Annotated in this window: 21 protein-coding genes and 1 tRNA gene; 11 read left to right on the forward strand and 11 right to left on the reverse strand. The window is 59.9% G+C overall.

Annotated features, from left to right (window positions below):
• Positions 1–106: 106 nt before the first annotated feature.
• Genes Q0H23_RS00965 through Q0H23_RS00975 form a run of 3 tightly spaced genes read right to left on the reverse strand, consistent with a single transcriptional unit; the run spans position 107 to position 6,181 of the window.
• A complete protein-coding gene (locus Q0H23_RS00965) occupies positions 107–1,096 on the reverse strand; it encodes a zinc ribbon domain-containing protein (protein WP_293834717.1) in 990 nt (329 codons plus the stop codon).
• Positions 1,093–3,768 (reverse strand): aconitate hydratase AcnA, encoded by a 2,676-nt coding sequence (acnA, locus tag Q0H23_RS00970; protein ID WP_293834719.1) that lies wholly within the window; start codon positions 3,766–3,768, stop codon positions 1,093–1,095. The genes Q0H23_RS00965 and acnA overlap by 4 nt, the downstream gene beginning before the upstream one ends.
• Positions 3,758–6,181 carry an HAD-IC family P-type ATPase gene (locus Q0H23_RS00975; RefSeq protein ID WP_293834721.1) on the reverse strand — a complete coding sequence of 808 codons (2,424 nt, stop codon included), beginning with the start codon at positions 6,179–6,181 and terminating at the stop codon, positions 3,758–3,760. Before Q0H23_RS00975 ends, acnA begins: the two co-directional genes overlap by 11 nt.
• 168 nt (positions 6,182–6,349) lie before the next feature.
• Here Q0H23_RS00975 and Q0H23_RS00980 point away from each other — a divergent pair.
• The 9 genes from Q0H23_RS00980 (at position 6,350) to Q0H23_RS01020 (ending at position 15,877) form a co-directional block, all read left to right on the forward strand.
• A tRNA-Arg gene (locus Q0H23_RS00980) sits at positions 6,350–6,426 on the forward strand.
• A gap of 303 nt (positions 6,427–6,729) precedes the next feature.
• A complete protein-coding gene (aroF, locus tag Q0H23_RS00985) occupies positions 6,730–7,749 on the forward strand; it encodes a 3-deoxy-7-phosphoheptulonate synthase (protein ID WP_293834723.1) in 1,020 nt (339 codons plus the stop codon).
• Positions 7,750–8,658 carry a prephenate dehydrogenase gene (locus tag Q0H23_RS00990; RefSeq protein ID WP_366509933.1) on the forward strand — a complete coding sequence of 303 codons (909 nt, stop codon included), beginning with the start codon at positions 7,750–7,752 and terminating at the stop codon, positions 8,656–8,658.
• Positions 8,658–9,803, forward strand: coding sequence for a 3-dehydroquinate synthase (gene aroB / locus Q0H23_RS00995; protein ID WP_293834725.1), 1,146 nt, complete (start codon positions 8,658–8,660; stop codon positions 9,801–9,803). The genes Q0H23_RS00990 and aroB overlap by 1 nt, the downstream gene beginning before the upstream one ends.
• A gap of 12 nt (positions 9,804–9,815) precedes the next feature.
• A complete protein-coding gene (gene aroA, locus Q0H23_RS01000; protein ID WP_293834727.1) occupies positions 9,816–11,126 on the forward strand; it encodes a 3-phosphoshikimate 1-carboxyvinyltransferase in 1,311 nt (436 codons plus the stop codon).
• Between the two features lie 11 nt (positions 11,127–11,137).
• Positions 11,138–12,286: a chorismate synthase gene (aroC, locus tag Q0H23_RS01005; RefSeq protein WP_293834729.1), complete on the forward strand. Its 1,149-nt coding sequence runs from the start codon at positions 11,138–11,140 to the stop codon at positions 12,284–12,286.
• A 25-nt stretch (positions 12,287–12,311) separates the two neighbouring features.
• A complete protein-coding gene (locus Q0H23_RS01010) occupies positions 12,312–13,457 on the forward strand; it encodes a bifunctional chorismate mutase/prephenate dehydratase (protein ID WP_293834731.1) in 1,146 nt (381 codons plus the stop codon).
• The gene (locus Q0H23_RS01015; RefSeq protein WP_293834733.1) at positions 13,457–14,752 is read left to right on the forward strand and encodes a shikimate kinase; all 1,296 of its coding nucleotides are present in this window, start codon (positions 13,457–13,459) and stop codon (positions 14,750–14,752) included. The genes Q0H23_RS01010 and Q0H23_RS01015 overlap by 1 nt, the downstream gene beginning before the upstream one ends.
• Before the next feature lie 162 nt (positions 14,753–14,914).
• On the forward strand, positions 14,915–15,877 hold the full coding sequence (locus Q0H23_RS01020) for a type II 3-dehydroquinate dehydratase (RefSeq protein WP_293834735.1): 963 nt from the start codon (positions 14,915–14,917) through the stop codon (positions 15,875–15,877).
• 163 nt (positions 15,878–16,040) lie between these two features.
• Here Q0H23_RS01020 and nrdG read toward each other — a convergent pair whose 3' ends face one another.
• The gene (nrdG, locus tag Q0H23_RS01025) at positions 16,041–16,592 is read right to left on the reverse strand and encodes an anaerobic ribonucleoside-triphosphate reductase activating protein (protein WP_293834737.1); all 552 of its coding nucleotides are present in this window, start codon (positions 16,590–16,592) and stop codon (positions 16,041–16,043) included.
• A gap of 77 nt (positions 16,593–16,669) precedes the next feature.
• Entirely contained in the window at positions 16,670–18,892 is a 2,223-nt protein-coding gene (gene nrdD, locus Q0H23_RS01030) for an anaerobic ribonucleoside-triphosphate reductase (RefSeq protein WP_293834739.1), read from the reverse strand.
• Positions 18,893–19,314: 422 nt separating this feature from the next.
• Here nrdD and trpS point away from each other — a divergent pair, with 422 nt between their 5' ends.
• Positions 19,315–20,376 (forward strand): tryptophan--tRNA ligase, encoded by a 1,062-nt coding sequence (gene trpS, locus Q0H23_RS01035; RefSeq protein WP_293834741.1) that lies wholly within the window; start codon positions 19,315–19,317, stop codon positions 20,374–20,376.
• A gap of 177 nt (positions 20,377–20,553) precedes the next feature.
• Here trpS and Q0H23_RS01040 read toward each other — a convergent pair whose 3' ends face one another.
• From Q0H23_RS01040 to rnd, 6 genes are all read right to left on the reverse strand, one after another.
• Positions 20,554–20,979 carry a C-GCAxxG-C-C family protein gene (locus tag Q0H23_RS01040; RefSeq protein WP_293834743.1) on the reverse strand — a complete coding sequence of 142 codons (426 nt, stop codon included), beginning with the start codon at positions 20,977–20,979 and terminating at the stop codon, positions 20,554–20,556.
• Between the two features lie 94 nt (positions 20,980–21,073).
• A complete protein-coding gene (locus Q0H23_RS01045; protein WP_293814540.1) occupies positions 21,074–21,427 on the reverse strand; it encodes a histidine triad nucleotide-binding protein in 354 nt (117 codons plus the stop codon).
• Positions 21,428–21,435: 8 nt separating this feature from the next.
• Positions 21,436–21,696, reverse strand: coding sequence for an exodeoxyribonuclease VII small subunit (gene xseB / locus Q0H23_RS01050; RefSeq protein ID WP_293834746.1), 261 nt, complete (start codon positions 21,694–21,696; stop codon positions 21,436–21,438).
• A gap of 44 nt (positions 21,697–21,740) precedes the next feature.
• Positions 21,741–23,132, reverse strand: a complete 1,392-nt coding sequence (gene xseA / locus Q0H23_RS01055) for an exodeoxyribonuclease VII large subunit (protein ID WP_293834749.1) — start codon at positions 23,130–23,132, stop codon at positions 21,741–21,743.
• Complete coding sequence (locus Q0H23_RS01060; RefSeq protein WP_293834752.1) at positions 23,133–23,837, reverse strand: zinc metallopeptidase; 705 nt, start codon at positions 23,835–23,837, stop codon at positions 23,133–23,135.
• Positions 23,838–23,941: 104 nt separating this feature from the next.
• The gene (rnd, locus tag Q0H23_RS01065; RefSeq protein WP_293834754.1) at positions 23,942–25,075 is read right to left on the reverse strand and encodes a ribonuclease D; all 1,134 of its coding nucleotides are present in this window, start codon (positions 25,073–25,075) and stop codon (positions 23,942–23,944) included.
• Between the two features lie 100 nt (positions 25,076–25,175).
• Between rnd and Q0H23_RS01070 the strand changes: the two genes are divergently transcribed.
• Positions 25,176–26,147, forward strand: a complete 972-nt coding sequence (locus Q0H23_RS01070) for a diacylglycerol kinase family protein (RefSeq protein ID WP_293834757.1) — start codon at positions 25,176–25,178, stop codon at positions 26,145–26,147.
• Positions 26,148–26,171: the final 24 nt, after the last annotated feature.

The following is a 26,171-nucleotide window of genomic DNA, read 5'->3' on the forward strand; positions in this document are numbered from 1 at the left end:
TCACACATTCGGCACGCCACATTGAGACGCGAAGCGCCCGAAGAACATTTAAGCCTCCTCGAACGCTCCTAGCGAACACTATTTTGAAGGACCCAAAAGGCCGGTTTTATCTCTGCACCGGCTTCCAAGCGTCATAGTTCTTCTTGAACAGATTGACGTATGACTCAGAGCCATCAGATTCCCTGTTCCCGACCATGGGAGCGAGAATCTTGCTCTTATCCGCAGACGGATCAGAGGAGCCTGCAGAGACTTCCCACGCGTCATAAATAGCCTCAACGCGGTTCCTAAGCCAGCTAGCCAACGTAGAGACGTTGGTCTTCTGGTCCGCATAGGTACCCGTCGTCACCACATCAATGTTAGAAATCGTCGTCGCGACGTTGCTGGCATCAAGCGAAAGCTGCTTTGCCTCCTCAAGAGCAGCGGAGCGATCCTCATATGATCCCGAGATGCCCGTAGTGTCGAGTCTCGACTCGAGGTCGTCCGCCCTGTCCGAAATATCCTTAAGGCTCTCATAGGCCGAGAGGAGCGAGTTGTATGTCAGGTCGTCGGCACTTTCGGCCGATGTCGCACCAGAAACCTTATCCTGGCCCTGCAGGGCGGATATCGTACCGGGGAAGCCTGCCTGCGAGGTGTCCGCCGGCGTCGTGGCGCGAGTGTCATTCAGGTTCGGATTCCACGGATGCGTAATGACAAGCGTAAGACCGCCAACAAGAAGCAGGCTCGCAATGGCGGCGAGAGCGAACACCTTCGTATGAGGCAGTCTCTCGCGGCCATAGGCAGACTCTGCCGAAGGATCAGGCTCCGAAGGAATGGCGCTTTCAATACGCGGCAGCGAGGACGTGCGTTCGCGCTCGAGCGCACGATCCTCGGCACGCCTATGCTCCATCTGTTCTGCGGCCGAGCTAACGCGAGACGTCTCGACCGGCATGCCGCACTTAGGACACGCGGCGGCTCCCGCGGGCACGAGCGCGCCGCAGGAGGAGCACCAGGTACCTGAAAGTTTGGGCATAACGCGAGTCATGGCAAGGTCCGCGTGACAAGCTGGGCAAACAGAGAGCCCGTCAGGTATAACGGACCCGCAAGAAGGACAAATCACGAAAGCTCCTCAAGAACATAGGGAAGAATGCCGCCGGATGCGAGGAATCTACCCTCAAGAGCGGTATCTACGCGCACGACACAAGAGAACTCAACAACCGTACCGTCTTCCTTCGTGGCTCGAACGTTGGTGGTGCGACTCGCAGGAAGACCCGACGAGAGGTCGACGGCGTCAATCTCGTACACCTCGGTGCCATCAAGCCCAAGCGAGGAAGCGCCCTCTCCCTCGGCAAACTCGAGGGGCAGCATGCCCATCTGAACAAGATTCGAGCGATGGATGCGCTCGAAACTCTCGGCTATCACCGCGCGCACGCCGAGAAGCATCGGACCCTTCGCCGCCCAATCACGGCTCGAACCAGAGCCATACATACGACCAGCGACGATGACGAGAGGCACGCCAACACGGTTGTAATCCTCGGCGGCGTCAAATACCCTCACGACCTCGTTGGAAAGCTGGTCAAGCGTAAAGGGGCCAGGACGGCCGGCAAGCTTGTTCTCAAGCTTCACGTTGGCGAAGGTTCCTCGCGCCATGCACTCATGATTGCCTCGACGGGCACCATAGGTGTTGAAATCTGCCTGCTCAACGCCTCGTTCGTTAAGATAGCGCGCGCAAGGAGAATCAGTGGCGATCGCACCCGCTGGAGAGATGTGGTCCGTGGTGACGAAATCGCCAAAGAGGGCAAGGGCGCGCGCACCACAAATGCCAAACTCCTGCTGGGACTGAGCCATCTCGAAGTAGGGCGGACAACGGACATAGGTCGACGTCTCGTCCCAATTGAACGTGTCAGTCGCAGACGCCTCGATAGAGCGCCACGTGGCATCCCCCTCCATAAGGCCCTTCATGCCGAGGGAATAAACCTCAGGAGTAAGGACCTCGGCAAGAACGGCGTCGATTTCCTCGGTAGACGGCAGGATGTCAGAAAGCATGACGGGAGCGCCAGATGCGTCCGTACCGAGCGGCGTGACCGTAAGGTCGACGTCCATCGTGCCAGCAATCGCATAGGCCACGACAACCGCGGGCTGCGCGAGGAAGTTCTGCGCCACATCGGGAGAGATGCGGCCGTCAAAGTTGCGGTTACCAGAGAGGACGCTCGTAAGCTCGCAGTCGGCTGCGATCGGCTTGAGGGCAGGAAGGATATCTCCGGAGTTGCCGATGCAACTCATGCAACCAAAGCCGCAGGTATAGAAGCCAAGCGCCTGAAGGTCGCCAAGGAGGCCCGCGCGCTTGAGAATGTCTGCCGCGGCATGGCTGCCGGGTGCGAGGATACGCTTGACCCAGGGCTTGGCCTTAAGACCCGCCTTGTGGGCGGCGCGGGCGGTGAGGCCGGCGGCGACCATCATCGCGGGGTCTGTCGCCGTCGTGCAGCTGGTGATGGCGGCAATGGCGAGCGTGCCGTGTCCGAGGTCATACTCCACGCCATCGGCGCAAGCAACGTGCCAGGTTGCGGTGGCATCGCCATGGCCGTGCTTGGCGGCGTTCTCCTCAAAGCGAACCTTGAGTCCTGCGGGCGTCACGCGGTTATGGGGCCTCGAAGGACCAGCGAGCGAGAGCTCGACCTCGGAGAGGTTGAGCTCGACCACGCGCGCATAGGTACGCCCGCTAACGCCACCGAAGACGCCCTGCGCTCGGGCATAGGCCTCGACGAAGGAGATCTCCGCGTCGTCGCGGCCAGTAAGGCGAAGATAATCAAGGACGTTGTTGTCGATCGGGAACAAAGTAGAGGTAGCGCCGTATTCGGGCGTCATGTTGGATACGCAAGCGCGCTGAGTAACGGAAAGCGTGGAAACGCCCTCACCAAAAGCCTCGACGAGGCAACCCACGACGCCCTCGGCGCGAAGCCTCTGAGCAACCGTAAGGGCAAGATCCATAGCCGAGATGCCGTCACGCAGGCGACCCGTCAGATGAAGACCGACGACCTCGGGGACACGCATGGTGATGGGCTGGCCGAGGGCCGCCGCCTCGGCCTCAATGCCACCGACACCCCAGCCAAGGACGCCGATGCCATTGGCGGTGGGGGTGTGAGAGTCCGTGCCGACGACGGTGTCGAAGCACGCGAGCTCGCCCTCGCCCTCCCAAAGGGCGTCAGTGGAGACGACCTGGCAGAAACGCTCGATGTTGAGCTGGTGGCAGATGCCGCCGCCGGGCGGAACGATCTCGACGTTGTCAAACGAGCGACCAGCCCACTTGAGGAACGAGAAACGCTCGCGGTTGCGCTTCGCCTCGATAGCGAGATTCTCAGCGGCGGCAGTCGTACAACCCGAGACATCGGCGGCAACGGAGTGATCGATGATAAGCGTGCAAGGAATGCGAGGGTTCACGCGAGAGGGGTCTCCCCCACGCGCCGCCATGGCGTCACGCATAGCGGCAAAGTCGACGAACACCGGAACGCCGGTGAAGTCCTGGAAAAGGACGCGGGCGGGCATGAACATGACCTCATCACCAGCCGAGCCGGAGCGGGCAGCCACAAGAACTCGCTCGACCGAAGCGATGGCCTCCTCGTCAGTCTCGGCTCGCCTAACGACGTTCTCGAGAAGCGTGAGAAGACAAGCGGGAAGCTCAGACGCTCCGGGAATGCCGGAAACGTCGATATAGCCCCTGCTAATACCAGATACATCGAGGGTCTTAGGATTCCTCGCGGCCACAACGGCACTGGCAAAGGTCTCATTTGTCATTTGAATCACGTCCCTTATCACTATTCTCGATTGCACTCATGAAGCGCGCGTAGCCCTCGTCCTCCGTGGCAAGAGCAACGCCGCGGCTGAAGAGGTGGTTGAAGAGGAGAAGCGAGACCACTCCGATGGCGGCGATTGCGACGATCATTCCAGACGTCGGAGAGACGATACAGAAGAACGGTCCCGCAATAGTGCAGCCAAATACAACGATGGCAACGACGACGACGAGCAGAGCGCCCCTAAGCGAGTTGAGCGGCAGTGAGATTCGAACGACGAGGCTGAAGCCAACCAGGCACGTCAGGACCACGCACACGGTGGAGATCTGATCGCGCGTTAGGCCGAAATGCTCCAAGAACCCTGAGGCTACGCCCACGGCGAGAACGATCGCGAGGGACGCGGGCACGGAACGAGCGAGCACGTTGCCAAGGAAGTTGCCCCTCACGCGCTCGCGATTGGGCTCCAGAGCCAGGACGAAGGACGGAATGCCGATGATGGCGGTCGAGATAAGCGACATCTGAACCGGCTGGAACGGATAAGGAGGAATGAAGGCGCATAGAACGGCCAGAACGGCGGAGAAGACGGTCTTGACGAGGAAGAGCGAGGCAGACCTCTCGAGATTGTTGATCGCACGGCGACCTTCTGCGACGACGTCAGGCATGTGGGCGAAGTCGTCGTCAACAAGGACGACCTCGGCGACATTGCGCGCCGCATCAGAGCCAGACGCCATGGCGACAGAGCAGTCAGCCTCGCGAAGCGCCAGGACATCATTCACGCCGTCACCCGTCATTGCCACGGTATGGCCCGCCCTGCGAAGCGAAAGGACGAGCTCGCGCTTCTGTTGGGGGGTCACGCGACCAAACACGCGGTACTTTAGCGCCGCGCGCTTGACGTCCTCGGGAGTTACGAGCGTCGAGGCGTCAACCCACTTGTCTGCATCGGGCACGCCAGCCTCGGCGGCAATGCTTGAGACCGTGCGGGGGTCGTCGCCCGAAATGACATTGAGCTGTACCCCCTGCTCCGTGAAGTACTTAATCGTTGCAGGAGCATTCGTTCGAATATGGTCAGAGATGGAGATGATTCCGAGGGGCCTAGGGGCACCAAGAATTGCGTCCTCGCCGTCGAAACCGTCGCACTCCGCGAGAACGAGCACGCGTTCCCTCTCGCCCGAAGAAGCGAGCGCGGAGGAAATCTCCCGGGGCACGCCGCCAGCGAACACGAACTGCGCCGCGCCCATGACCAGCGCTCGGCCATCAGCGGTAACGCACCCGGAATACTTGCGCGCACTCGAAAAGCCCACGACGCGCTGGTAATCCGGAGTGTCGATGCCCGTCTCATCAGCATGGCGAAGGATGGCGGTAGCCGTCTCGTTGGCGTCATGGCTGCTAGCACGGCTAACACACGCGGCCGCAAACTCGACGTCGGCGGAGCTGTGACCCGGCACGCCAATGGCGCGCTCGAAGTCCATAGATCCAGACGTAATGGTTCCGGTCTTATCAAGGCAGAGAACATCGACGCGGGCGAGCATTTCGATGCAATAGAACTGCTGGATGAGAACGCTCTTCCTCGCAAGCCTTGCAGTAGAGATGACGAGAACCGTTGAAGTGAGAAGAACGAGACCTTGCGGAATCATGCCAACAAGCGCAGACACCGTAGTAAGGATCGCGTCATTGAGGCCATATCCGTCCTTAAGCGTGCGAATAAACAAGGCAAGGCCGATGGGAGCGAGGAGCCACGTAGACGTCCGGATGATCATCTGGAGCGTCGTCATGATTTCGCTCTTGGTGTTCTTGATGTACTTAGCCTCGGCGTTTATGCGAGCGGCATAGGAATCCGCGCCAACATCCGTCACGCGCGCAACAACGCAACCAGAGTCAAGAAAGCTACCGCTCATAAGCGTGTCGCCAATCGACTTGGCAACAGGCTTGCTCTCGCCTGTCAACAGGCTCTCGTTAAGGCCAGCCCCTCCCCAAACAACCTCGGCGTCAGCAGAGACCTGGTCACCGCGTCGCAAAACGAGCAGGTCATCAAGAACGACCTCGGCATGCCCGACTTCGACATCTCCGCCATCGCGACGAACCGTGACGGGGCGCTCCGCCAGAATCGAGAGCTTGTCGATGATCCGCTTAGAGCGGATCTCCTGGACAACGCCGATAGCGAGGTTAGAGAGCACGACGCAGAGAAACGTAAGATTGCGCCAGGCGCCCGTGTACGCCACCAGACAGGCAAGGATGATGTTGATACCGTTGAACAGCGTGAACGCATGAGTTGCAATGATCTGAGGGATGGTCTTAGTTTGCGGACCAGCGTCAGCATTGACGCGACCGTCGGCGACACGGTCCTCGACCTCAGCCGAAGAAAGGCCCTTGAACTCAGGTGCGACGATTTCGATATCTTGCGTACCCAGTGTTATCATGCCTCCGCTCAACAATCCGTAAGTGCTTATTGTACGGACTAGTGGGTCACAAAAATCGAAAGCTAAAAACACTTACATACTTGAAACGTTGAAGAATCAGGCAGCCATCCCCGCCGAATTGCGCTACATGCCCTATACTCTCTTTCGCACACTCGCATGAAGTTGCATGCTCTCTTAGCTCAGCTGGATAGAGCGTTCGCCTCCGGAGCGAAAGGTCGCGGGTTCGAATCCCACAGAGAGCACCATTCGTTTGACCAGGGCCCCAACTATGGGGCCTTTCTTGTATGCAGTGCAGTGCGGTGGGATTCGAACCCGAGAGGGGCCGCGTCGAGGTGCAAAGCACCGAAGGGCACGCGACTTCGCGAAGCGAAGGCGTGGATATCCCACATAGAGCACCATTCGTTTGATCAGGGCCCCAGCTATGGGGCCTTTCTTGTATGCAGTCATTACATCTCTGTTTCGCGCGAGGTTCGCGTCGGGCGCTGTAGTACCATCAGTCAACTAACTAAAACTCGGGTTGACCCCAGACAGCGCCAAAGGAGAATCGCATGATCGCCGTCGTCAAGGACACCGCCACACCAGAGCAGCTTGACCACTTTGTCTCCTGGATTCACGGCAAGGGCCTCGATGCCCATGTGTCCAAGGGCTATAACGCGACGATCGTCGGCCTCGTAGGCGACACCACCCAGATTGACCCGTACCTTATCGAGGGCATGGATATCATCGAGCGCGTTCAGCGCGTCTCCGAGCCCTTCAAGAAGGCCAATCGTAAGTTTCACCCGCTCGACACCGTCGTCGACTGCGGCCACGGCGTGAAGATCGGCGGAGGCACCTTCCACGTCATCGCCGGCCCCTGCTCCGTGGAGGGCGAGAATCTCATCAACATCGCCCGCCAAGTCAAGGCCGCCGGAGCTACGCTTCTTCGCGGCGGCGCCTATAAGCCCCGCACCTCCCCTTACGCTTACCAAGGCATGGGCGAAAAGGGCCTGGACCTTCTCTGCGAGGCTCGAGACGAGCTCGACATGCCCATCGTGACTGAGATCATGGACCCTCGCGACGTCGACACCTTCGTGTCGCACGGCATTGAAGTCTGGCAGATCGGCGCCCGCAACGCCCAGAACTTCCCCCTGCTCAAGGAGGTTGGCAAGACCAATGCCGCCATCCTACTCAAGCGCGGCATCTCCGGCACCATCGACGAGCTCCTCATGGCCGCCGAGTACATCATGAGCGAGGGCAACCCCAACGTCATCGTCTGCGAGCGAGGCATTCGCACGTTTGAGACCCACACGAGGAACACCTTCGACCTCTCCGCCGTCCCCGTCCTCCATGACCTCTCACACCTGCCGGTCTGCGCCGACCCGAGCCACGCAACGGGCCACACACGCTATGTCACCCCGATGGCCCTCGCCGCAACCGCCGCAGGCGCCGATTGCCTGGAGATCGAGGTTCACGACGACCCGAAGCACGCCTGGTCCGACGGTGCGCAGGCACTCACGCCCGCGCAGTTCAAGGACGCCATGACGCGCATCGCCACCGTCCGCGAGGCAGTCACGATGGAGGTCGAGTAAATGATGGTGGAAGGCAACGCTCATCCCGAGACTGAGTCTCCCTCGATCGTACCAGGCCGCACGGGCATCGTTGGCCTGGGCCTCATCGGCGGCTCATTCGCGCGCGCCCTAGCCAAGGGCGGCCGCGAGGTCTATGCCTATGACCCAAACGAGGAGATCACGAGCTTCGCCGCCATCGAGACCACCACTGGCGTGCTCACCGACGAGATCATCGGCACCTGTGAGCTCATCGTTCTTGCCTGCTATCCAGAAGCGTGCGTTGCTTGGCTTCGCGAGCACGCAAACCTTGTGAACTCAGGCGCCATCGTCATCGACACGGGCGGCGTGAAGCGTTCCATCTGTGAGCCTTGCTTCGAGATCGCGCGCGAGTTTGGCGTCACTTTTATTGGTTGCCACCCCATGGCGGGAACCCAGTTCTCAGGCTATGCGCACTCCCGAGCGAACATGTTCGAGGGGGCACCGATGGTCGTCTGCCCCGCGCCCGAGGTGAGGGGTGTCGAGTGCCTCTCCCTCGTAGATCGCCTCGAGGGCCTTCTCGCTCCGTGCGGGTTCGATAAGTTCACGGTTACCACGCCCGAACGCCACGACCGAGTCATCGCCTACACCTCGCAGCTTGCGCATGTCGTGTCGAACGCCTACGTGAAGAGCCCCACCCTCGGGCTTCGCGACGGCTTCTCCGCCGGTTCCTACAAGGACCTCACCCGCGTGGCGAGGCTCAACCCAACGATGTGGTGCGAGCTATTCCTCGATGACGCCGACAACCTCGCTAACGAAATCGGGATCATCATCACCGAGCTCTCCAAATACAAGGACGCTCTGGAGAAGCGCGATGCTAGCCGTCTAACGGACCTTCTTGCCGAGGGCGACCGCATCAAGCGTGCCGACCTCGCAAAGGAGGAGGAGGTCTAATGGGCTCAGCCTCCAACGACGTGATCGTTCGCGTTGACACAACATCAAGGTCTTACGACGTCCACGTGACTCCCGGAGTCATCACTCGCGCGGGCGAACTCGTACGAGAAGCTGCCGGCGGTGAGAATGCCTTCATCGTATCCGACACCAACGTGGCCCCGCTTTACATGGACCAAGTTCGCACCTCTCTCGAAGCATCGGGCTATACGACGTCCCAATTTGTCTTCGAGGCGGGAGAGGCTTCCAAAAGGCCATCGACATGGGCAGCTTGCCTCGAGGCAATTGCCGCAGCGGGACTAACCCGTGACGATGTCGTCGTTGCCCTTGGCGGAGGGGTCACGGGAGATCTCGCGGGCTTTGCTGCTGCCTGCTACATGAGGGGCTGCTCCGTCGTCCAGGTCCCCACCAGCCTTCTCGCGATGGTCGATTCATCCGTCGGAGGCAAGACAGCGATTGACCTGGAGGCAGGCAAAAATCTTGCCGGCGCATTCTGGCAGCCTCGGGCAGTCATCGCAGACCCCAATTGCTTGAAAACCATTCCGCAAAACCTCTTCCGAGACTCATGTGGCGAGGTCATCAAGCATGGTGTACTTGCAGACCCGTCCCTATTCGATGACCTCGAAAGTGAGCCTCTTACCTCCGAGGGCGTCCCGGCCGAAAGGCTGGCGCGCGTCATCGCGAGAAACGTTGAGATCAAGCGTGACGTAGTCAATGCCGACGAGCAGGAGCGTGGCATTCGCCAAACCCTCAACCTCGGGCACACGATCGGCCACGCCATCGAAACCGCAAACGACTTCGCGCTAGGGCATGGCACCTGCGTCGCCATAGGTCTCTGCGCCATCGCTCGAGCTGCCGCCGCCGAAGGAATCTGCGATCCAGAGGTTGCAACTCGCATCGAGCGAGTCGTCGACGCGCATGGGCTCCCGACAGACACACGCCTGCCTCATGACGTCATCGTGAATCTTGCGATGTCAGACAAGAAGCGCCATGGTGACGGCGTAAACGTCATCTTGCCTACCCGCATTGGCAAGGTCGAGATTCGCCGCGTAAGCATGGCCGAATTCGCCCGCCTCGTCGATGAAGGCTGCGGCACCGCACGCATCGGCTTCGCCGTCGAAGACCAGAGCCAGTCAAGCGTCAACTAGGAGACTTCGTCAATGGACGTAATCATCACCCCGCACGAGATCGAGGGCTCGATTGAGGCTATCGCCAGCAAGTCGATGGCCCACAGACTGCTCATCTGTGCCGCTCTCTGCCCGGGCCCCACGAAGATACGCTGCACCACCTCGTCAAAGGACATCGAGGCCACCATTTCTTGCCTCAACTCCCTTGGCGCCTCAATTGAACGCGAGGGTGACTTCCTAAAGGTTGCGCCACTCCCTGGCGCGCCTTCGTCTGACAACATCCGCACCGGCGCTTACGGGGCGGTCCTAGACTGTGGCGAGTCTGGATCCACGGAACGCTTCTTGCTACCCGTAGTCGCAGCCCTCGGCTGCGACGCTGCGCTCACGGGCCACGGGCGCCTTGCGGAAAGGCCGCTCTCGCCCCTCTACGAAGAGCTGATCGCTGGCGGTTGCGACCTCACCGAGCAGGGCACCTTCCCACTCAAGGTTTCCGGCAAGCTCCGCAACGGGCGCTTTGAGCTCCCCGGAAACGTCAGCTCGCAATACGTCAGCGGCCTTCTGCTCGCGGCTCCCCATCTCGAGGGTCCCTCGGAGATTCGCGTGACGATGCCCATCGAAAGCCGCCCCTACGTCAACCTGACGATTAGCGCGCTCGAGCAGTTCGGGGTTCACGTCACAGAGACAAGCGAGCGCGACCAGAACACCGACTATACCGTCTTTGCCGTCTCCCCCTCCACCCCATATCGCTCCCCCGGCGAGGTCTCTGTTGAGGGAGACTGGTCCAACGCGGCGTTCTGGCTTGCCGCTGGAGCGCTCGGGCATGGCGTCTCCGTTGAGGGCCTCGACCTTGCCAGCCGTCAGGGCGACCGCTCCATGCTCGCGGCGCTCGCAAAGCTCGGAGCCCAGGTCTGTCGCACGCGTGGGGTTGCAACCGTTCACTCCGGAGCTCCCCAGGGTTGCGAGATGAATGTCGCGGACTTCCCCGACCTCGTCCCCCCACTAGCCGCCGTCGCCGCGCTCGCGCCTGGCAAGACGCGTCTCACCGGCTGCGCGAGGCTTCGCCTCAAGGAGTCCGATCGAGTAGAGACCGTGGTAGCCGGTCTTTCCACCCTTGGCGCTGACATCACCAGCGAGGGTGACGACATCGTTGTCAACGGACGAGACAGCCTCCCTGGTGGCGTCGTTGACGCCGCCAACGATCACCGCATCGCCATGATGGCCGCCATTGCTGCCTCTCGCTGCACCGGGCCCGTCACCATTCTCGGGGCCCAATGCGTCGAGAAGTCCTACCCCAAGTTCTTCGAAGACTACCGACAGCTCGGCGGCGTCGTCGAAATCGCCTAGGGAGGCTTTCCATGTCTTCGACCTTTGGAGATAGCGTTCGCGTCACCGTGTTCGGCCAGTCTCACTCCGAGGCGATCGGCTGCGTCGTCGAAGGCCTGCCAGCGGGCATCGAAGTAGACCTCGAGGAACTCCAGTCCTTTCTGGACAGACGCGCTCCGGGGCGCGGTGCCACCTCGACGCCCCGTCGTGAGGCGGATAGGCCGCGATTCGTCTCCGGCCTCGCAAATGGCCACACCTGTGGAGCACCGCTCTGCGCGGAGATCCAGAACACCAACACACGCAGCCAGGACTACGAAGGCCTTCGCCGCGTTCCCCGTCCGGGTCACGCAGACTACCCGGCGTTCGTTCGCTATGGCAATCACCATGACGTTGCCGGTGGAGGGCACTTTTCCGGGCGACTCACAGCGCCGCTCTGCATCGCGGGAGGAATCGCCCTCCAGGCGCTCGAGTCCAGCCTTGGAATTAAGATCGTCGCTCACATCGCCCAGCTTGGCCCGGAGAAGGTCACTGACGAGCCTTTGGATCCGCTTGCCTTCTCGGAAGATCAGCGCAAGTCGATTCTCTCCAACGCCCTCCCCTGCGTGAGCAAGGCGGCTGCGGGCGCGATGTACGAGAGCATCATGACCGCCAAGGCGGAGGGGGATTCCGTTGGCGGCGTTATCGAATGCGCCGCCTACGGCATGCCCGTCGGAGTTGGCGACCCGATGTTCGATGGCATCGAAAATCGCATCGCGAAGGCGGCTTTTGGCATCCCGGCTGTAAAGGGAGTCGAATTTGGCGCAGGCTTTGACGCGAGCACCCTTCGCGGGTCCGAGAATAACGACCCGTATCGCTACGAGTACGAAAGCGTAGTGCCGCAGACGAACAACGCCGGCGGCATCCTCGGAGGCATCACCACCGGGGCCCCGATCATCTGGCGTTGCGCGATCAAACCAACGCCATCGATCGGCATCGAGCAGGACAGCGTCGACCTCGCCACGGGCGCAAACGCTCGCCTCAAGGTACGTGGGCGTCATGACCCTTGCATCGTCCCGCGGGCGGTCCCCGTCGTCGAGGCTGTTTGTGCCCTCGCTCTTCTCGACGCCCTCGTAGAAGAAGGTAAGTTCCCCATGCCCGCACCCGAAAGACTAAGCGTCGACTCGACGCAGGACGCAATCTAGCCCCACATCCATCGACAGGAGCACCATGCAAGATCTCTCCGAAATCAGAAAGCGCATTGACGCCATTGATACGCAGATCTGCGATCTGTTCACCCAGCGCATGCAATGCACGCACGAGGTCGCGGAGTATAAGCGCGCCAACAACAAGCCCGTTCTCGATAGGGGACGCGAGCGCGCGAAGCTCGCCGATGTTGCATCGAAGGTTCCGGAGCCCCTCAGGGACTACTCGCAAGTCCTCTTCAATCTGATCATGGAGATCTCTCGCGCACAGCAGAGCGCGGAGAATAACCAGGACTCCCCTCTTGCCGGTCAGATCAGTAGGGCCGTGGCCGATACGCCGGCGCTATTCCCCCAGTCCGCCTTCGTAGCCTGTCAGGGTGTCGAAGGGGCCTATTCCCAACATGCCGCAGACAGGCTCTTCAAACACGCGAGCATCAGCTATTTTGAGGAGTTTGAGGGAGTCTTCCGCGCCGTCGACCAGGGCTTTTGCAAATATGGCGTACTCCCCGTCGAAAACTCGACGGCCGGCACCGTCAATCAGGTATACGACCTCATGATGCGCCATAAGTTCTCGATCGTGCGCAGCGTGAGGATCAAGGTCGATCACAACCTGCTCGCCCTCCCCGGTGCCAAACTCGAAGGCATCCGTGACATCTACAGCCACCAACAAGCAATCAACCAAAGCCGACAGTTCCTCGACTCGCTGCCCAATGTGACCGTTCACGTCGCCGAAAACACTGCCGCTGCCGCCAAGATGGTTGCCGAGAGCGGCAGGACCGACGTCGCCGCTCTCTCCAGCCGTTCCTGCGCCGAGCTCTACAACCTCGTCGCCCTCGCCCGCAACGTGCAGGACAGCGACGCAAACTACACGCGCTTCGCTTGTATCGCCAAGGACCTCGAGATCTATCCTGGCGCCGACCGTACCTCTCTCATGGTCGTCACCAAGAATGACCCGGGCAGTCTCTACAAGGTTCTCGCGCGCTTCTACGCCCTTGACATCAACCTCGTAAAGCTCGAGAGCCGGCCCATCCCCAACTCTGACTTTGACTTCATGTTCTACTTCGACGTAGAGTGCCCCGTCGCCGCGCCCGAGTTCGCCTCGCTCATCGCATCCCTCGATGACGTATGCGAGGAGTACCGCTATCTCGGCAGCTATTCGGAGCTTGTCTAATGAACGGCAACGTCATGTGGGACGGCACGTCACCCATCACCTACGGTCTTCTCGGACGTAAGCTCGGACACAGTTGGAGCCCCGTCATTCATGAGCGTCTCGGAAGCGTTCCCTACGTCCTGATAGAGCGCGAGCCCGACCAGGTGAGAGATTTCATTGTCAACGGGGCTTGGCGCGGGCTGAACGTGACCATCCCCTACAAGCAGGATGCGGCGCAGCTTGCCGATGTCAGGACCAGCCGCGTCGAACGTCTGGGCGTGGCCAACACCCTCGTACGCCAGCAGGATGGCACCATCCTCGCGGACAACACCGATATCCTCGGCTTTGCCTGGATGTTAGAGCGGTTCGCAAACCGAGAGTTTGACAAGACCGCAAGCGAGCTTCTCGCCGCCAAAAGCGTTCTCGTCTTTGGATCCGGAGGCGCCTCCCAGGCGATTCGCGCCGCGTTGGAAGACGTAAACGCTCACGTCAGCGTAATCTCACGCACGGGCGTCGACACCTACGAGACGCTTTTGGAGCGCCATAGCGACGCCTCGCTGATTGTGAACACGACGCCCGTGGGTATGTATCCCAACTGTCCGGCCTCTCCCGTTGCCAAAGATACGCTCTCGCAGATGAAGAGCCTCGTTGGCGTGCTCGATGTCGTCTACAACCCGACGAGGACAGGCATCTGCCTTGACGCGGAGGATCTAGGCATCGCAAACGAATCTGGCCTCGCGATGTTGGTTGGTCAGGCTCTTTTCGCAAGCGAGCTCTTCCAGGGGCACGAGCTTGAACATGCGATCGCGACGGACATCCTAGACGACATCCATGCGAGCACGGGAAACATCGTTCTTATCGGCATGCCGGGTAGCGGGAAGTCGTCCTGCGGCAGACAACTCGGCAAAATTTGTGGGCGCGAGCACATAGACCTCGATGACGCATTTTCCGAACGCTTCGACAAGTCTCCCGCCGACGTCATTCGTGAATCAGGCGAGGACGAGTTCCGAGAGATGGAGACGGAAGTGCTCTCCACCTACGCAAGCAGGAGTGGGCTCGTGTTGTCCACAGGCGGAGGGGTCGTCACAAGGCCGGAGAATTACCGCCTCATGCACCAAAACGGCACCATCGTCATGCTCGACAGGCCCTTGAGCGAACTATCTAGCAAAGGAAGGCCCATCTCCCAAGCGTCGGGAGTCGAGGAACTGGCGAGAAGGCGCATGCCACTCTATGTTTCATGGGCGGATATGGTGGTCACCTGCACGGGCTCGGCCCGTGGAGACGCTTTGGAGATTATCAAGCGCTTAAGCATCTAAACAACCGTTCACCCGCCGATTGTCAACCGTCGACAACTTGAATCGCAATTCTCGAGTGACGATGCGGCCATTTGGTGAGAACGTAACGAACTATATATAACGATTTAGGGCCTTGTTTCAGGCCCATCCAATTAGCGTCGAAGGGTACGTGGGGGAAAGAGCATGAACTACAAGGACGTGGCCACTAGCATTCTTGCCGCTATCGGAGGCAAGGGCAACGTCGTGAGCGTAATGACATGCCTCACGCGCCTCAGGCTCACCCTCACTGATCCGTCTGCCGTTGATGCGGATGGCCTTCGCGGCATTCGGGGCGTATTGGGCACCACGACGCGAGGTACCTCCGGCATTGAGGTTGTTCTCGGACCCGCCTCCATTGAGGGGGTCTCACGCGAGTTTGCGATTCTGTCTGAAATCGAACTTAACGAAAGCTGCAATGCATGCGCCAACCCGCTTGTAATTGACAGTGAATCGAATCGCGACGAGAAACATGATGAGGAACCTGCGAAGAACTCGCGAGTAGAACGCGTTGTCATCACTCCGGGAAGACGTATGTCCTACCGCGCCCAGCAGCAAGCCGCCATTGATGACAAAAGGCTTGAGGAGGAGGACCTCGACGCCCTGCGCGCCTTCCTCGACAACTCTTCAACCAAGGTGAGCGATTCCTCAGCACTCAAGAAGACCGAGGGTCGCTCGCTCCTCGTGATCAACGGCCCGAACATCAATATGCTTGGCATTCGCGAGCCGAGCATCTATGGAAAGGCTGACTACGCCGCCCTAGTGCGCACCTGCAAGGCGGCCGCCGCCGAAGCAGGCTTTAGGGATATCAAGTGCTACCAGAGTAACCACGAGGGCGCAATCGTCGACGAGATCCAAGCCGCCCTTGGGACGTACGACGGCATCGTCATGAACCCCGCTGCCTACACTCACACCTCGATTGCAATTCTCGACGCCCTAAAGGCAGTCTCCATCCCCTGCGTTGAGGTCCACATCTCTCATGTCGAAACCCGCGAGGACTTCAGGCAAGTCTCCTACGTTCGCCAGGCCTGCTTCGAGACTGTCACCGGCATGGGAATCGAGGGCTATCGCAAGGCAATCCTCGACCTGGCTGCCCACCTCGGGATGTAGCAGCATTTTCAGTTTCCTCATCAGCGAAAAACAGATGCGCCCTTTCCTCCATTGATGTTCGAGGAGAGGGCGCATTGTTGATGATTGCTAGGGGATTACGGTCATTGCAAACCAGACCCGGTGACTGCAACAAAGCCACCTTACACCCCTCTTAGACCAGCCATTACATGGAATGCGTGCCGAACACGGGGCCGTCGTCCCAGAGTGTGATCTGACCCGTCTCGCGCGTCTTAGAAACGTCGATGAGGCGCTGGTTGGATGACCCGCGGAAGCGAAGCGTGATGTCCTTCTCGTTCGCAACGAATGGCCCATCAACGAGAACGTCGATACAGTCGAGCAATTCGTCAGTGACATTCTCGAGGTATCGCTTACCGCCAGGCACAAGGTCGCGGTCGTAGACGTAGCCCGTGTAACACCAGATGTCCTTCTCGGGCAGCTCACGGATAACGAGCTCGCACAGCGCGAGGAGTTCCTCCTGGTGCTCAGGCTCCATGGGGTCACCGCCAAGAAGCGACAGGCCACGAACGTAGGAAGGTCGAAGGCTCTCGATAATCTCGTCTGCTACTTCTTGTGTGAAGGGCTTGCCGAACGTGAAGCTCTGCGCCTCGTCGTTGAAGCATCCCGGACAGTGAACACGGCAGCCCGAGACGAACAGCGACGTACGCACGCCCACTCCGTTTGCGATGTCACAGTATTTAATGGCTCCGTAGTTCACGGCTCTCCCCCATGGTGTTTCGGGCTCTCGGTACACAAGAGGGCCCCGCAAGGCTCATGCCACGGGGCCCTCCGAGTCTAAAGGTGCATAACGCGATCGCGGATCTCCTCGGTGCGACCCTGATTCCAGAACTGCGTACCGATATAACCACAGGTACGACGGGCAACATTGAGCTTGCTCTGGTCGCGGTTGCCGCAGTGCGGGCACTCCCAAACGAGCTTGCCATCATCTTCGACAATCTTAATCTCGCCGTCGTAGCCGCACTCCTGGCAATAGTCGCTCTTGGTGTTGAGCTCGGCGTACATGATGTTGTCGTAGATGTACTGCAGCAGGCTCATAACAGCCTCGAGGTTATCCTGCATGTTGGGAACCTCGACGTAAGAGATGGCTCCGCCCGGAGAGAGGCGCTGGAACTCGCTCTCGAACTTGAGCTTCGTGAAGGCGTCGATTTCCTCGCGGACGTTCACGTGGTAGCTGTTCGTGATGTAGCCGTGGTCGGTGATGCCGGGCACGATGCCAAAGCGGCGCTGCAAGCACTTGGCGAACTTGTACGTCGTCGACTCAAGAGGCGTGCCGTAGAGGGAGTAGTCGATGTTCTCGGCCTGCTTCCACTCGGTGCACTTGTCGTTCATGCGCTGCATGACGGCAAGGGCAAACGGCGTGGCCTCCGGATCGGTATGAGAGTGACCAGTCATGAACTTCACGCACTCGTAGAGGCCCGCATAGCCAAGGCTGATGGTGGAGTAGCCGCCGTACAGCAGCGGGTCGATTGGGGCGCCCTTGGGCAGACGCGCCAGGGCGCCATACTGCCAGAGAATGGGCGCGGCATCGGAGAGCGTGCCCTTGAGGCGGTCGTGACGGCAGCGAAGGGCCTTGTGGCAGAGCTCGAGGCGCTCGTCGAAGATCTTCCAGAACTCATCGACGTCGCCCTGAGACGAAAGTGCCACGTCCGGAAGGTTGATCGTCACGACACCCTGGTTGAAGCGACCATAGTACTTGGGCTTGCCAGGCTGATAGTTGAGGGCGCGGGCGACGTTGTCATAGCCATTGCCCGTGCGATCCGGCGTGAGGAAGCTACGGCAACCCATGCAGGTATAGCAGTCGCCGTTGCCCGGGGTCTCACCAAGGGAGAGCTTGAGCTCGCGCATCTTCTTCTCGGAGATGTAGTCGGGCACCATGCGCTTGGCCGTGCACTTGGCGGCAAGTTGCGTCAGGTGGTAGTACTTCTGGCCAGGCCTGATGTTGTCATCCTCGAGCACGTAGATGAGCTTGGGGAACGCAGGCGTGATCCAGACGCCCGCCTCATTCTTGACGCCCTCGTAGCGCTGGCGCAGCGTCTCCTCGATGATAAGCGCGAGGTCATGCTTCTCCTGGGCGTTACGGGCCTCGTTGAGGTACATGAAGACCGTCACGAACGGTGCCTGCCCGTTCGTGGTCATGAGTGTGACGACCTGATACTGAATGGTCTGGACACCACGGCGGATCTCGTCGAGCAGGCGAACCTCGACAACCTCGGAGACCTTCTCCTCGGAAGCCTCGACCCCAAGGGTCGCAAGCTCGCGCAGGACCTCACGACGAATCTTCTGACGGCTGACTTCGACGAACGGAGCGAGGTGCGTCAGCGAGATGGACTGGCCGCCGTACTGCGAGGATGCGACCTGGGCGATGATCTGCGTGGCGATGTTACAGGCAGTCGAGAAGCTGTGGGGCTTCTCGATGAGGGTGCCGGAAATGACGGTACCGTTCTGGAGCATGTCCTCGAGGTTCACGAGGTCACAGTTGTGCATGTGCTGGGCATAGTAATCCGAGTCATGGAAGTGGATGACGCCCTCGTTGTGAGCCTCCACGACGTCCTCGGGCAGGAGCATGCGCATGGTGAGGTCCTTGGAGACCTCGCCGGCCATGTAGTCACGCTGAACAGAGTTGACCGTAGGGTTCTTGTTCGAGTTCTCCTGCTTGACCTCTTCGTTGTTGCACTCGATAAGGGAGAGGATCTTGTCATCCGTCGTGTTGTTCTGGCGCTTTAGGCCCTGAACATAACGATAGGTGATGTAGTTGCGAGCAACCGAGAAGGAGCCCTTGGCCATGATCTGGTCCTCGACCATGTCCTGTACTTCCTCAACCGTAACGGTGTGACCGCAGGCAAGAGCCTCAGCCTCAACAGCGTCGCCGGCATCGAGAATTTGCTGGTGCGTGAGACGCTGCTCGGGCGGAACGGTGATATTGGCACGCTCGATGGCGGAGACGATCTTGGTCACATCAAAGGTGACCTCTGAGCCGTTTCGCTTGACGATCTTCATTGCATGCCTCCAATTCAAGTCGCGGACTGGCCGCGAGGCAAATCTGTACGCAAAATAACGCTTCGAACACCAGGCGCGTTAGGATGGAGCCTGCCATGCTCGCGTCCGGCAGGCTCCATCCTAACGCACCAACAAGACAAAAGAAGACTTGACATTGGCAAGATAGATACAACCCGCTGGCGGTTTAATTTCTTATACCCCAAGATATTGTGTTTCAGCAGGTCTAAGGCCTATGGAATAAATGCGAAGAAAACAACTATCGCCCATCTTTCGGCGAACGGCCCGAGTCCCCACACAAGGAGCTCAAGATTCGACCTTCAGTCAAGGATGGCGTACCATTGGACAGCATATGACGACCATACTCCGGGATTACAGGCCGGAGGATTAACACAATGGCGCGCGAAGCGCCGGGAGGAAGAGACATGCCCAACGAAGGAAGCTATGAGGTTGCCCTCGAGCGCAGCAACCGCATCCGCACGGACCTGCCCGAGCACCCCGAGCGTTACACGATGCTCACTGGAGACCGCCCGACGGGTCGCCTCCACCTCGGCCACTACTTTGGCACCCTGCAGAGCCGCGTCGAGCTTCAGAACATGGGCGTCCACACCAACGTCCTCATCGCGGACTACCAAGTCATCACGGACCGTGACACGACCGAGCACATCCGCGACAACGTCTATAACATGGTCATGGACTACCTCGCCTGCGGCCTGGACCCTGACAAGACGATGATCTACACGCATTCCTCCGTGCCTGCGGCAAACCAGCTCATGCTGCCGTTCCTGTCGCTCGTTTCCGAGGCAGAGCTCTCCCGCAACCCGACGGTCAAGGCCGAGATGGAGGCGAGCGGCCACGAGCTTACCGGCCTGCTCCTCACCTATCCCGTCCACCAGGCCTGCGACATCCTGTTCTGCAAGGGCAACGTGGTTCCGGTTGGCCGAGACCAGCTCCCACACATCGAACTCACGCGCACCATTGCCCGCAAATTCAACAAGCGCTACTGCAAGGACACCAAGCCCGTCTTCCCGATGGTCAACGCGCTTCTCTCCGACACTCCCCTGCTCCCCGGCCTCGACGGTCGCAAGATGAGCAAGTCCTACGGCAATGCCATCTCCATCTCCATGACGCCCGAGGAGACGGCGGAGCGCATCAAGAAGAGTCAGACGGATGGTGAGCGCATGATCACGTTTGACCCCGAGAACCGTCCCGGCGTCTCCGGTCTGCTCTCCACCGCCGCCATCTGCACGGGCCGCTCCGAGGTCGAGATCGCAGAGGAAATTGGCATGAGCGGCGCTGGCGCCCTCAAGAAGTACGTGACGGAGGCGGTGAACAATCGCTTCGCCGAGATTCGCGAGCGTCGTCACGTGTACGAGAACGATCTTGACTACGTGAAGGACGTCCTCGCCGAGGGAAACCGCCGCGCCAACGAGATTGCCGAGGCTACCCTGGCCGAGGTCTGCGAGGCCATGGGGATGACGTACTAGCGCCATTAGTCCCGAAACCGTAAGCCCCACCCCCGCGCTTCTCCACTCAAAAAGCTCTTGCCGCAAGAACGGCGGCAAGAGAACTCGTGGCGAAGCGCGGAGGTGGGGCATTCTTGTAGCTATAGCGCGCGTGGCCTCGCGGGCCTCGCGGCGGCGGGGTTGCCATAGGGGGCAAAGCTACTTGAGGAAGGTGTCGGGGAAAAGGACTTGCTCGACGAGGTCGCAGGCGGTTGAGATGCAGATGGGGCACGGGACCGCGACGGAGCCCTCGCCTTCAAGACCCTTGAGGACTCGGCAAGTCACGGAACCGTTCTTCTCCTCGAATCGATTGAGGAGCTCGCGAGAGAGGGCGTAGCTCGCCTTCTTGGTGGACGGGTTCTCGAGGTTGCCGTCGCTCGTGGCGAGACTAGCGAGGTAGACGGCACCGGAAAGCGCGCCGCAGGTGCCAAGCATCCCGCCCATGCCAAGGCCAAAGGCCTCGGTCGAACGGAAGGCCTCCTCCTCTGAGACGCCAGCAAGGTCGCAATAGGTGCAGGCAACGGCCTGAGCGCAGTTGTAGCCCTTCTTATGGCGTTCTGCAGCAAGGACGGCTCTAGATTCCAAAACGACTCCTTTCGCCGCGTATCACGCGACAACAATCAAGCCCGGTAACTCGAGACACCGAGCGCAGACGAATTAAAGATCACCGGCGGCACCGCTACTCTGAGTCCTCGGGAAGAAGGCCCATACCGAGGTTCTTGCCTCCGAGTACGTGCATGTGGAAGTGCATGACCGTCTGGCCCGCATCCGCACCCGCGTTAGAGATAACTCGGTAGCCAGACTCCTCGAGGCCCTCTGCCTTCACGACCTCGGAGATAGCATGGGTCATGGCAGCGAGAGTCTCGGCGGGAACGCCATCGCAGATGTTGGCATAGTGCTTCTTGGGGATAACGAGAACATGCGTCGGGGCCTGAGGGTCGAGGTCGCGAAAAGCAATAACCTCGTCATCCTCGAATACAACGTTGGAGGGAATCTCATGGTTGGCAATCTTGCAGAAGATGCAATCAGACATTGTTTCTCCTAATCTTCGCTTGTGGCTGCCGTCGTATCAGGTGCGACGACCTCACTGGTGGTGTCGAGCAAGACCTTAACCTTCTGCTCAGCGTTGGTAAGACGCTCGCGAAGGCTTTTCAATAGCTCGACACCTCGAGCATAACGCGCAAGGGCGTCCTCAAGCTCAAGATCGCCGCTCTCGAGAGAACGCACGACTTGCTCAAGCTCAATCGAAGCCTCCTTGAAGGAAAGCTCCTCGACTGGAGCCTCCGAGTTCTTATCCGCCATATCCAAAACCGCCTTTCCGCCGGTAAGCACCAGCTATGTCGAATTTAATCACAGGTTCCAGTAACGGAGGCTTCGAAGCTACCCGCCCCGACACGAACGCTAACAGAGTCTCCAACGGTCAAAGACGAAGCATCGGTGATGACATGCCCGGCCTCATCGCGAGCGATGGCGTATCCGCGCCCGAGGACCTTCAAAGGTGAGAGCGCGTCCAAAGTCGCCGCCATGCTTGAAACCATTGCCTCATGAGGACGTAGCATACGGGATGCCGCAGCGTCGAGGCGAACAGAATAGTCTTCCAATGAGCTAGCCTTACGACCCAAGGCACGCGGCAAAGCATCTACCAGACGCTGCTCAGACTGCATGAGAGCGACGGCACGATCATCAATGAGGGACTCCGGATTCGTGAGGCACCGGCGTTTGGCAAGGCCTTCGAGCCGGACCCGTTCGCGATCGAGAAGCGTCGCCATTCCGCGCGCAAGCGAAGTATCGACCTGCTCGAGAGAGCGCGCATCGGCGGCGAGCGCAAGGTCCATAGCTCGCGCCAAGCGCTCCCGACGCCCGTTAATCGAGGTCACAATCTCATCGAGAGCCGGAGCCACGCTTTCTGCGGCAGCCGTGGGCGTTGAAGTTCGACGGTCCGCAACATCATCGCAGATCGAGTTGTCCGGCTCGTGGCCAATGCCCGTAATGACGGGGACGGGACAAGCGGAAACCGCCCGAGCAAGAGTTTCGTCATTGAAGGTCATGAGGTCCTCATAAGAACCCCCACCTCGGACAAGCAAGATTGCGTCTGGATTAGAAGCCGCGGCAACCTCAAGAGCGCGAATGATGGTAGCGGGAGCTCCGGGACCCTGGACCTGGCACCCCACAGCATCGATCTCAACAAGTGGGTTGCGCCGGCGGAGCGTCCGTTTAACATCGTCGATCACGGAGCCAGAAAGGCTCGTGACCACGGCAACACGCGTGCAAAAACGCATAATCGGCCGTTTGCGAGCCGGGTCCATGAGACCCTCGATCTTGAGCTTCTCTCGAAGAAGAGCAACCTGTTGCCTCAAAAGCCCCTCTCCGGAAACGGAGATGCGGCTCGCAATAAACGAAAGCCTGCCAGACCCGACGTAGACATCAAACTTACCCCGGAGTTCGAGCTGCATGCCGTCACGCAGCTCGATGCCACTCGATGCATAGACGCCGCGCCATACGATGACGTCCATCGCAGCAGATTCGTCCTTGACTTGAAAGTAGCAGTGGCCAGACCGAGCGTTGGGACCCCTAAAGCCCGTGACCTCACCGGTCACGAGGAAGGAACCCATCTCCCCCACACGAGCCTTCGCGGCGCCCACGGCAGAGCTCACTGAGATTGGCTCTCGCGATGCAGCGTCAAGAGCAGCAGATGCGAAGTCTATGCTGCCGCTCGTCTCCTCGCGTCCCCAGGCCATTTAGTCATTCCTCCGCTGAACACGAGAAAGGTAGTAGAGAAGCTGGAGCACCGACACGAGCGCGGCAGCAACGTACGTCAGTGCCGCAGCGATTAGCACCTTACGCGCGCCGCGGACCGCAGTCTCGCTCATGCCGCTACGCTCGAGATAGGCAACGGCGCGACGAGAGGCATCGAACTCGACCGGAAGCGTCACGATCTGAAAAATGACCGAGAAAGCAAAGAGGATGACGGCAAGCTGCACAAGGCCAGCAAGACCAATGGCTACGCCGGCGAAGAACACGATCATCCATACGTTGGACGTGAAGTTAACGATAGGCACGAGAGCGGAGCGAACCTTCACCGGGATGTATCCCCTTGAATGCTGGACCGCGTGGCCAGCTTCGTGACAAGCAACGGCCGCGCTCGCGACGGAGCCGCCGCTCAGGTTGGCACGCGAAAGGTTGAGAACATTCGAGCGCGGATCGAAGTTATCCGTTAGCTCACCCGCGATAGGCTGAATCCTCATGCCGGAGACGCCTTCGTCAGCAAGCATACGCTCTGCTACCTGGGCTCCAGTAAGCCCGCAATCAAGCCCGACTTTAGACCACATCTTATACGTCGACTTAATATATGACTGCGTGACGAGGCCAAGCAGGGTAGACACAAGAACCAAGACGAGGTACGAGGTGTCATACCCCATCCCGTAGCCCATGCCGTAGTACATACGAACCCCCAATCAGTGAATTTCTTTGAGTATGTACCCAAAGCCGGACACAAAAGGAGCCGGACTACTCACCCGGCTCCCCAAAAGAACATGCGCTATGTAGCCTAGAGAATCTCCACTCGACCGTCCTTGACGGTCAGGCCGCAGTCGCCCAAGAGGAGTCCCTTGAGCTTCTCCCCCGCGATGTCGCGTCGCCATCCAGAGGCGAGAGACGCATCCTCTCTCCCAGCCATGAATTCAAGGAGGTCTTCGCGCGTTGCGATGAGCTGAGCGGCCACGCCGGTCTTCTCGGAAATGATGCGCACCATGGCGTACATGAGGTCGATGACGCATTCCTGATCGGCAGACGGACGCGAGCGCTTAGGAAGACTCGGACAATCGGACGCTTGGCATGCGGCGCCGCGCGATATGGCATGAACCAGAGCATCAGCATCGCGCTCAGATAGCTGCTCTGTTCCGCGAATGCGACGCAGCCGTTCCGTATCCGCCGGTCCGCGCTTGCAGATCTCGAGCATCACTTCATCAGAGAGAACCCATTTGCGCGGGATATCGCGCTTGGACGCCATGCGCTCTCGCCAAGCGCAGGCCTCGCGCGCCACGGCAAGTTGACGTCGGGTGAGCGACGAGGCTCGCTTGAGGTGGCGAAACGCGTCAATCGGCTCGTGACGGTAATGAGACGGGTCGAGCAAAGCCTGCATCTCGGGAAGGACCATCGAGAGACGGTCGCGTTCGACAAGCTCGGAGAGCATAGTCTCATAAATACCCGGAAGGTAGCGCACGTCATCTTCAGCATACGTAAGCTGCTCGGGGTCAAGCGGACGACGAGACCAGTCCGTTAGGCTCTCGGCCTTGGCGAGGCGAACGCCAGTGTAGGCCTCAACGAGGCCACCGTACCCAAGTTGCATGCGCTGACCGAGAAACGCGGCAGCAAGCTGCGTGTCGAACAGAGGAGCCGGAACACATCCCAGGCTGCCATCGATGACTTCAAGATCTTGGGAGCAAGCATGAAAGACCTTGGTAATAGCCGGGTTCTCAAACAGCTCTACCACCGGAGAAAGGTCGGAGATGGCAAGCGGATCAACGGCGGCGATATCGTCCGCCGACGTAGCAAGCTGAATTAGGCAAAGACGCGGACGATACGTGCGCTCACGAAGAAACTCAGTGTCAACGGCAAGCACGCTCGAGGAGGCAGCGCGCTCGCAAAAGCGCCTGAGCTCCTCCGATGTGGAGATGAACAAAACGTGACCCCTCAGCCCCGTCGCATCCATAAAACGACCGGGCAAAATCGGCTACCATGGCTGTGGCCCCCTTGGGCCCACAGACAGGAGGATACCATCCATGCGCTGCCTCATTGTTCATAATCCGCGTTCTGGCTTCGGGTCAGACGCGGTCTACGCATTTGAGCGCGAGCTCGTTCGTCCCGGCGACGAATGCGTGCTGCGTGTCCTTGACGACGAGAACGTTGACGAGAAGGCCCTCGCCGATGCCGAGACGTTTGACGTGGTTGTCATCTCCGGCGGCGACGGGACGATTTCGAACCTTCTCTACATGTTGCGCGATCGCGCGGTTCCCACCTGCGTGTTTCCGTCTGGCACGGCCAACCTCCTCTTCGCGAATATCGGCAACTCTCCAGAGCCTGCCGCCCTCGCCCGCGCATGTCGATGGGGAGACACCATAAGCGCAGACCTCGGCGAAGCAAGCTGGGAGAGCGCGGAAGGCCCAACCAAGCGAGGCTTTTCCATCATGGCCGGCACTGGGTTTGATGCAGAGCTCATGGCTGCCGCCGCGCCCAACAAGAGGACGATGGGGGAAGTCGCCTATTTCATGGCCGCCCTCTCGGACCCGACACCCAAGGTCAACCACTTCACAATCAGCGTCGACGGAGAGACCTACGAGCGCGACGGAATCGCCTGTCTCGTCGCCAACAACGCCATGCTCCAGCTAGATGTCGACGTGGTCCCCGGATGCGTCATGGACGATGGCCTGCTCGACGTCATCGTCCTTGAGGTGAGCGTCACGGCTCAGCTCATTCGACCGCTCATCGCCAGCCTCGTCGACCCGAAGGGCGAACGTGGCAACAGGCCTCGCATTGAGACCTTTAGGGGCAGAAGTATCGAGGTCAAGACCTCCGAGCCCATCCCCATGCAAGTCGATGGCGAAGTCGTCCCAGACATGGTCACCAGCTGGCGCGCCGAGGCTCTTCCCGCCGCATGCGAGCTCGTGGTGGACGGCCTCTCCCGCTACCAGCCCAGGATTCGCCGCACGAGCCCCAAATTCCCCGTTGCCGCGCAACTCGCCTTCCCCGAATAACGCAGGTTGCACGCAGCCCGAGGC

Source organism: uncultured Parolsenella sp., from assembly GCF_934660935.1.
In the GTDB taxonomy this organism is placed as follows: Bacteria; Actinomycetota; Coriobacteriia; order Coriobacteriales; family Atopobiaceae; genus Parolsenella.

Bases quoted from the DNA above. Each gene is read 5' to 3' on its own strand.
- nrdD (WP_293834739.1), bottom strand. From the start codon at position 18,892: ATGAAGATCGTCAAGCGAAACGGCTCAGAGGTCACCTTTGATGTGACC.
- acnA (WP_293834719.1), bottom strand. From the start codon at position 3,768: ATGACAAATGAGACCTTTGCCAGTGCCGTTGTGGCCGCGAGGAATCCT.
- xseB (WP_293834746.1), bottom strand. From the start codon at position 21,696: ATGGCGGATAAGAACTCGGAGGCTCCAGTCGAGGAGCTTTCCTTCAAG.
- Q0H23_RS01020 (WP_293834735.1), top strand. From the start codon at position 14,915: ATGAACTACAAGGACGTGGCCACTAGCATTCTTGCCGCTATCGGAGGC.
- Q0H23_RS01070 (WP_293834757.1), top strand. From the start codon at position 25,176: ATGCGCTGCCTCATTGTTCATAATCCGCGTTCTGGCTTCGGGTCAGAC.
- Q0H23_RS01010 (WP_293834731.1), top strand. From the start codon at position 12,312: ATGCAAGATCTCTCCGAAATCAGAAAGCGCATTGACGCCATTGATACG.
- aroB (WP_293834725.1), top strand. From the start codon at position 8,658: ATGGGCTCAGCCTCCAACGACGTGATCGTTCGCGTTGACACAACATCA.
- aroC (WP_293834729.1), top strand. From the start codon at position 11,138: ATGTCTTCGACCTTTGGAGATAGCGTTCGCGTCACCGTGTTCGGCCAG.
- Q0H23_RS01045 (WP_293814540.1), bottom strand. From the start codon at position 21,427: ATGTCTGATTGCATCTTCTGCAAGATTGCCAACCATGAGATTCCCTCC.
- Q0H23_RS00975 (WP_293834721.1), bottom strand. From the start codon at position 6,181: ATGATAACACTGGGTACGCAAGATATCGAAATCGTCGCACCTGAGTTC.
- Q0H23_RS01015 (WP_293834733.1), top strand. From the start codon at position 13,457: ATGAACGGCAACGTCATGTGGGACGGCACGTCACCCATCACCTACGGT.
- aroF (WP_293834723.1), top strand. From the start codon at position 6,730: ATGATCGCCGTCGTCAAGGACACCGCCACACCAGAGCAGCTTGACCAC.
- aroA (WP_293834727.1), top strand. From the start codon at position 9,816: ATGGACGTAATCATCACCCCGCACGAGATCGAGGGCTCGATTGAGGCT.
- Q0H23_RS01060 (WP_293834752.1), bottom strand. From the start codon at position 23,837: ATGTACTACGGCATGGGCTACGGGATGGGGTATGACACCTCGTACCTC.
- Q0H23_RS00990 (WP_366509933.1), top strand. From the start codon at position 7,750: ATGATGGTGGAAGGCAACGCTCATCCCGAGACTGAGTCTCCCTCGATC.
- xseA (WP_293834749.1), bottom strand. From the start codon at position 23,132: ATGGCCTGGGGACGCGAGGAGACGAGCGGCAGCATAGACTTCGCATCT.
- trpS (WP_293834741.1), top strand. From the start codon at position 19,315: ATGCCCAACGAAGGAAGCTATGAGGTTGCCCTCGAGCGCAGCAACCGC.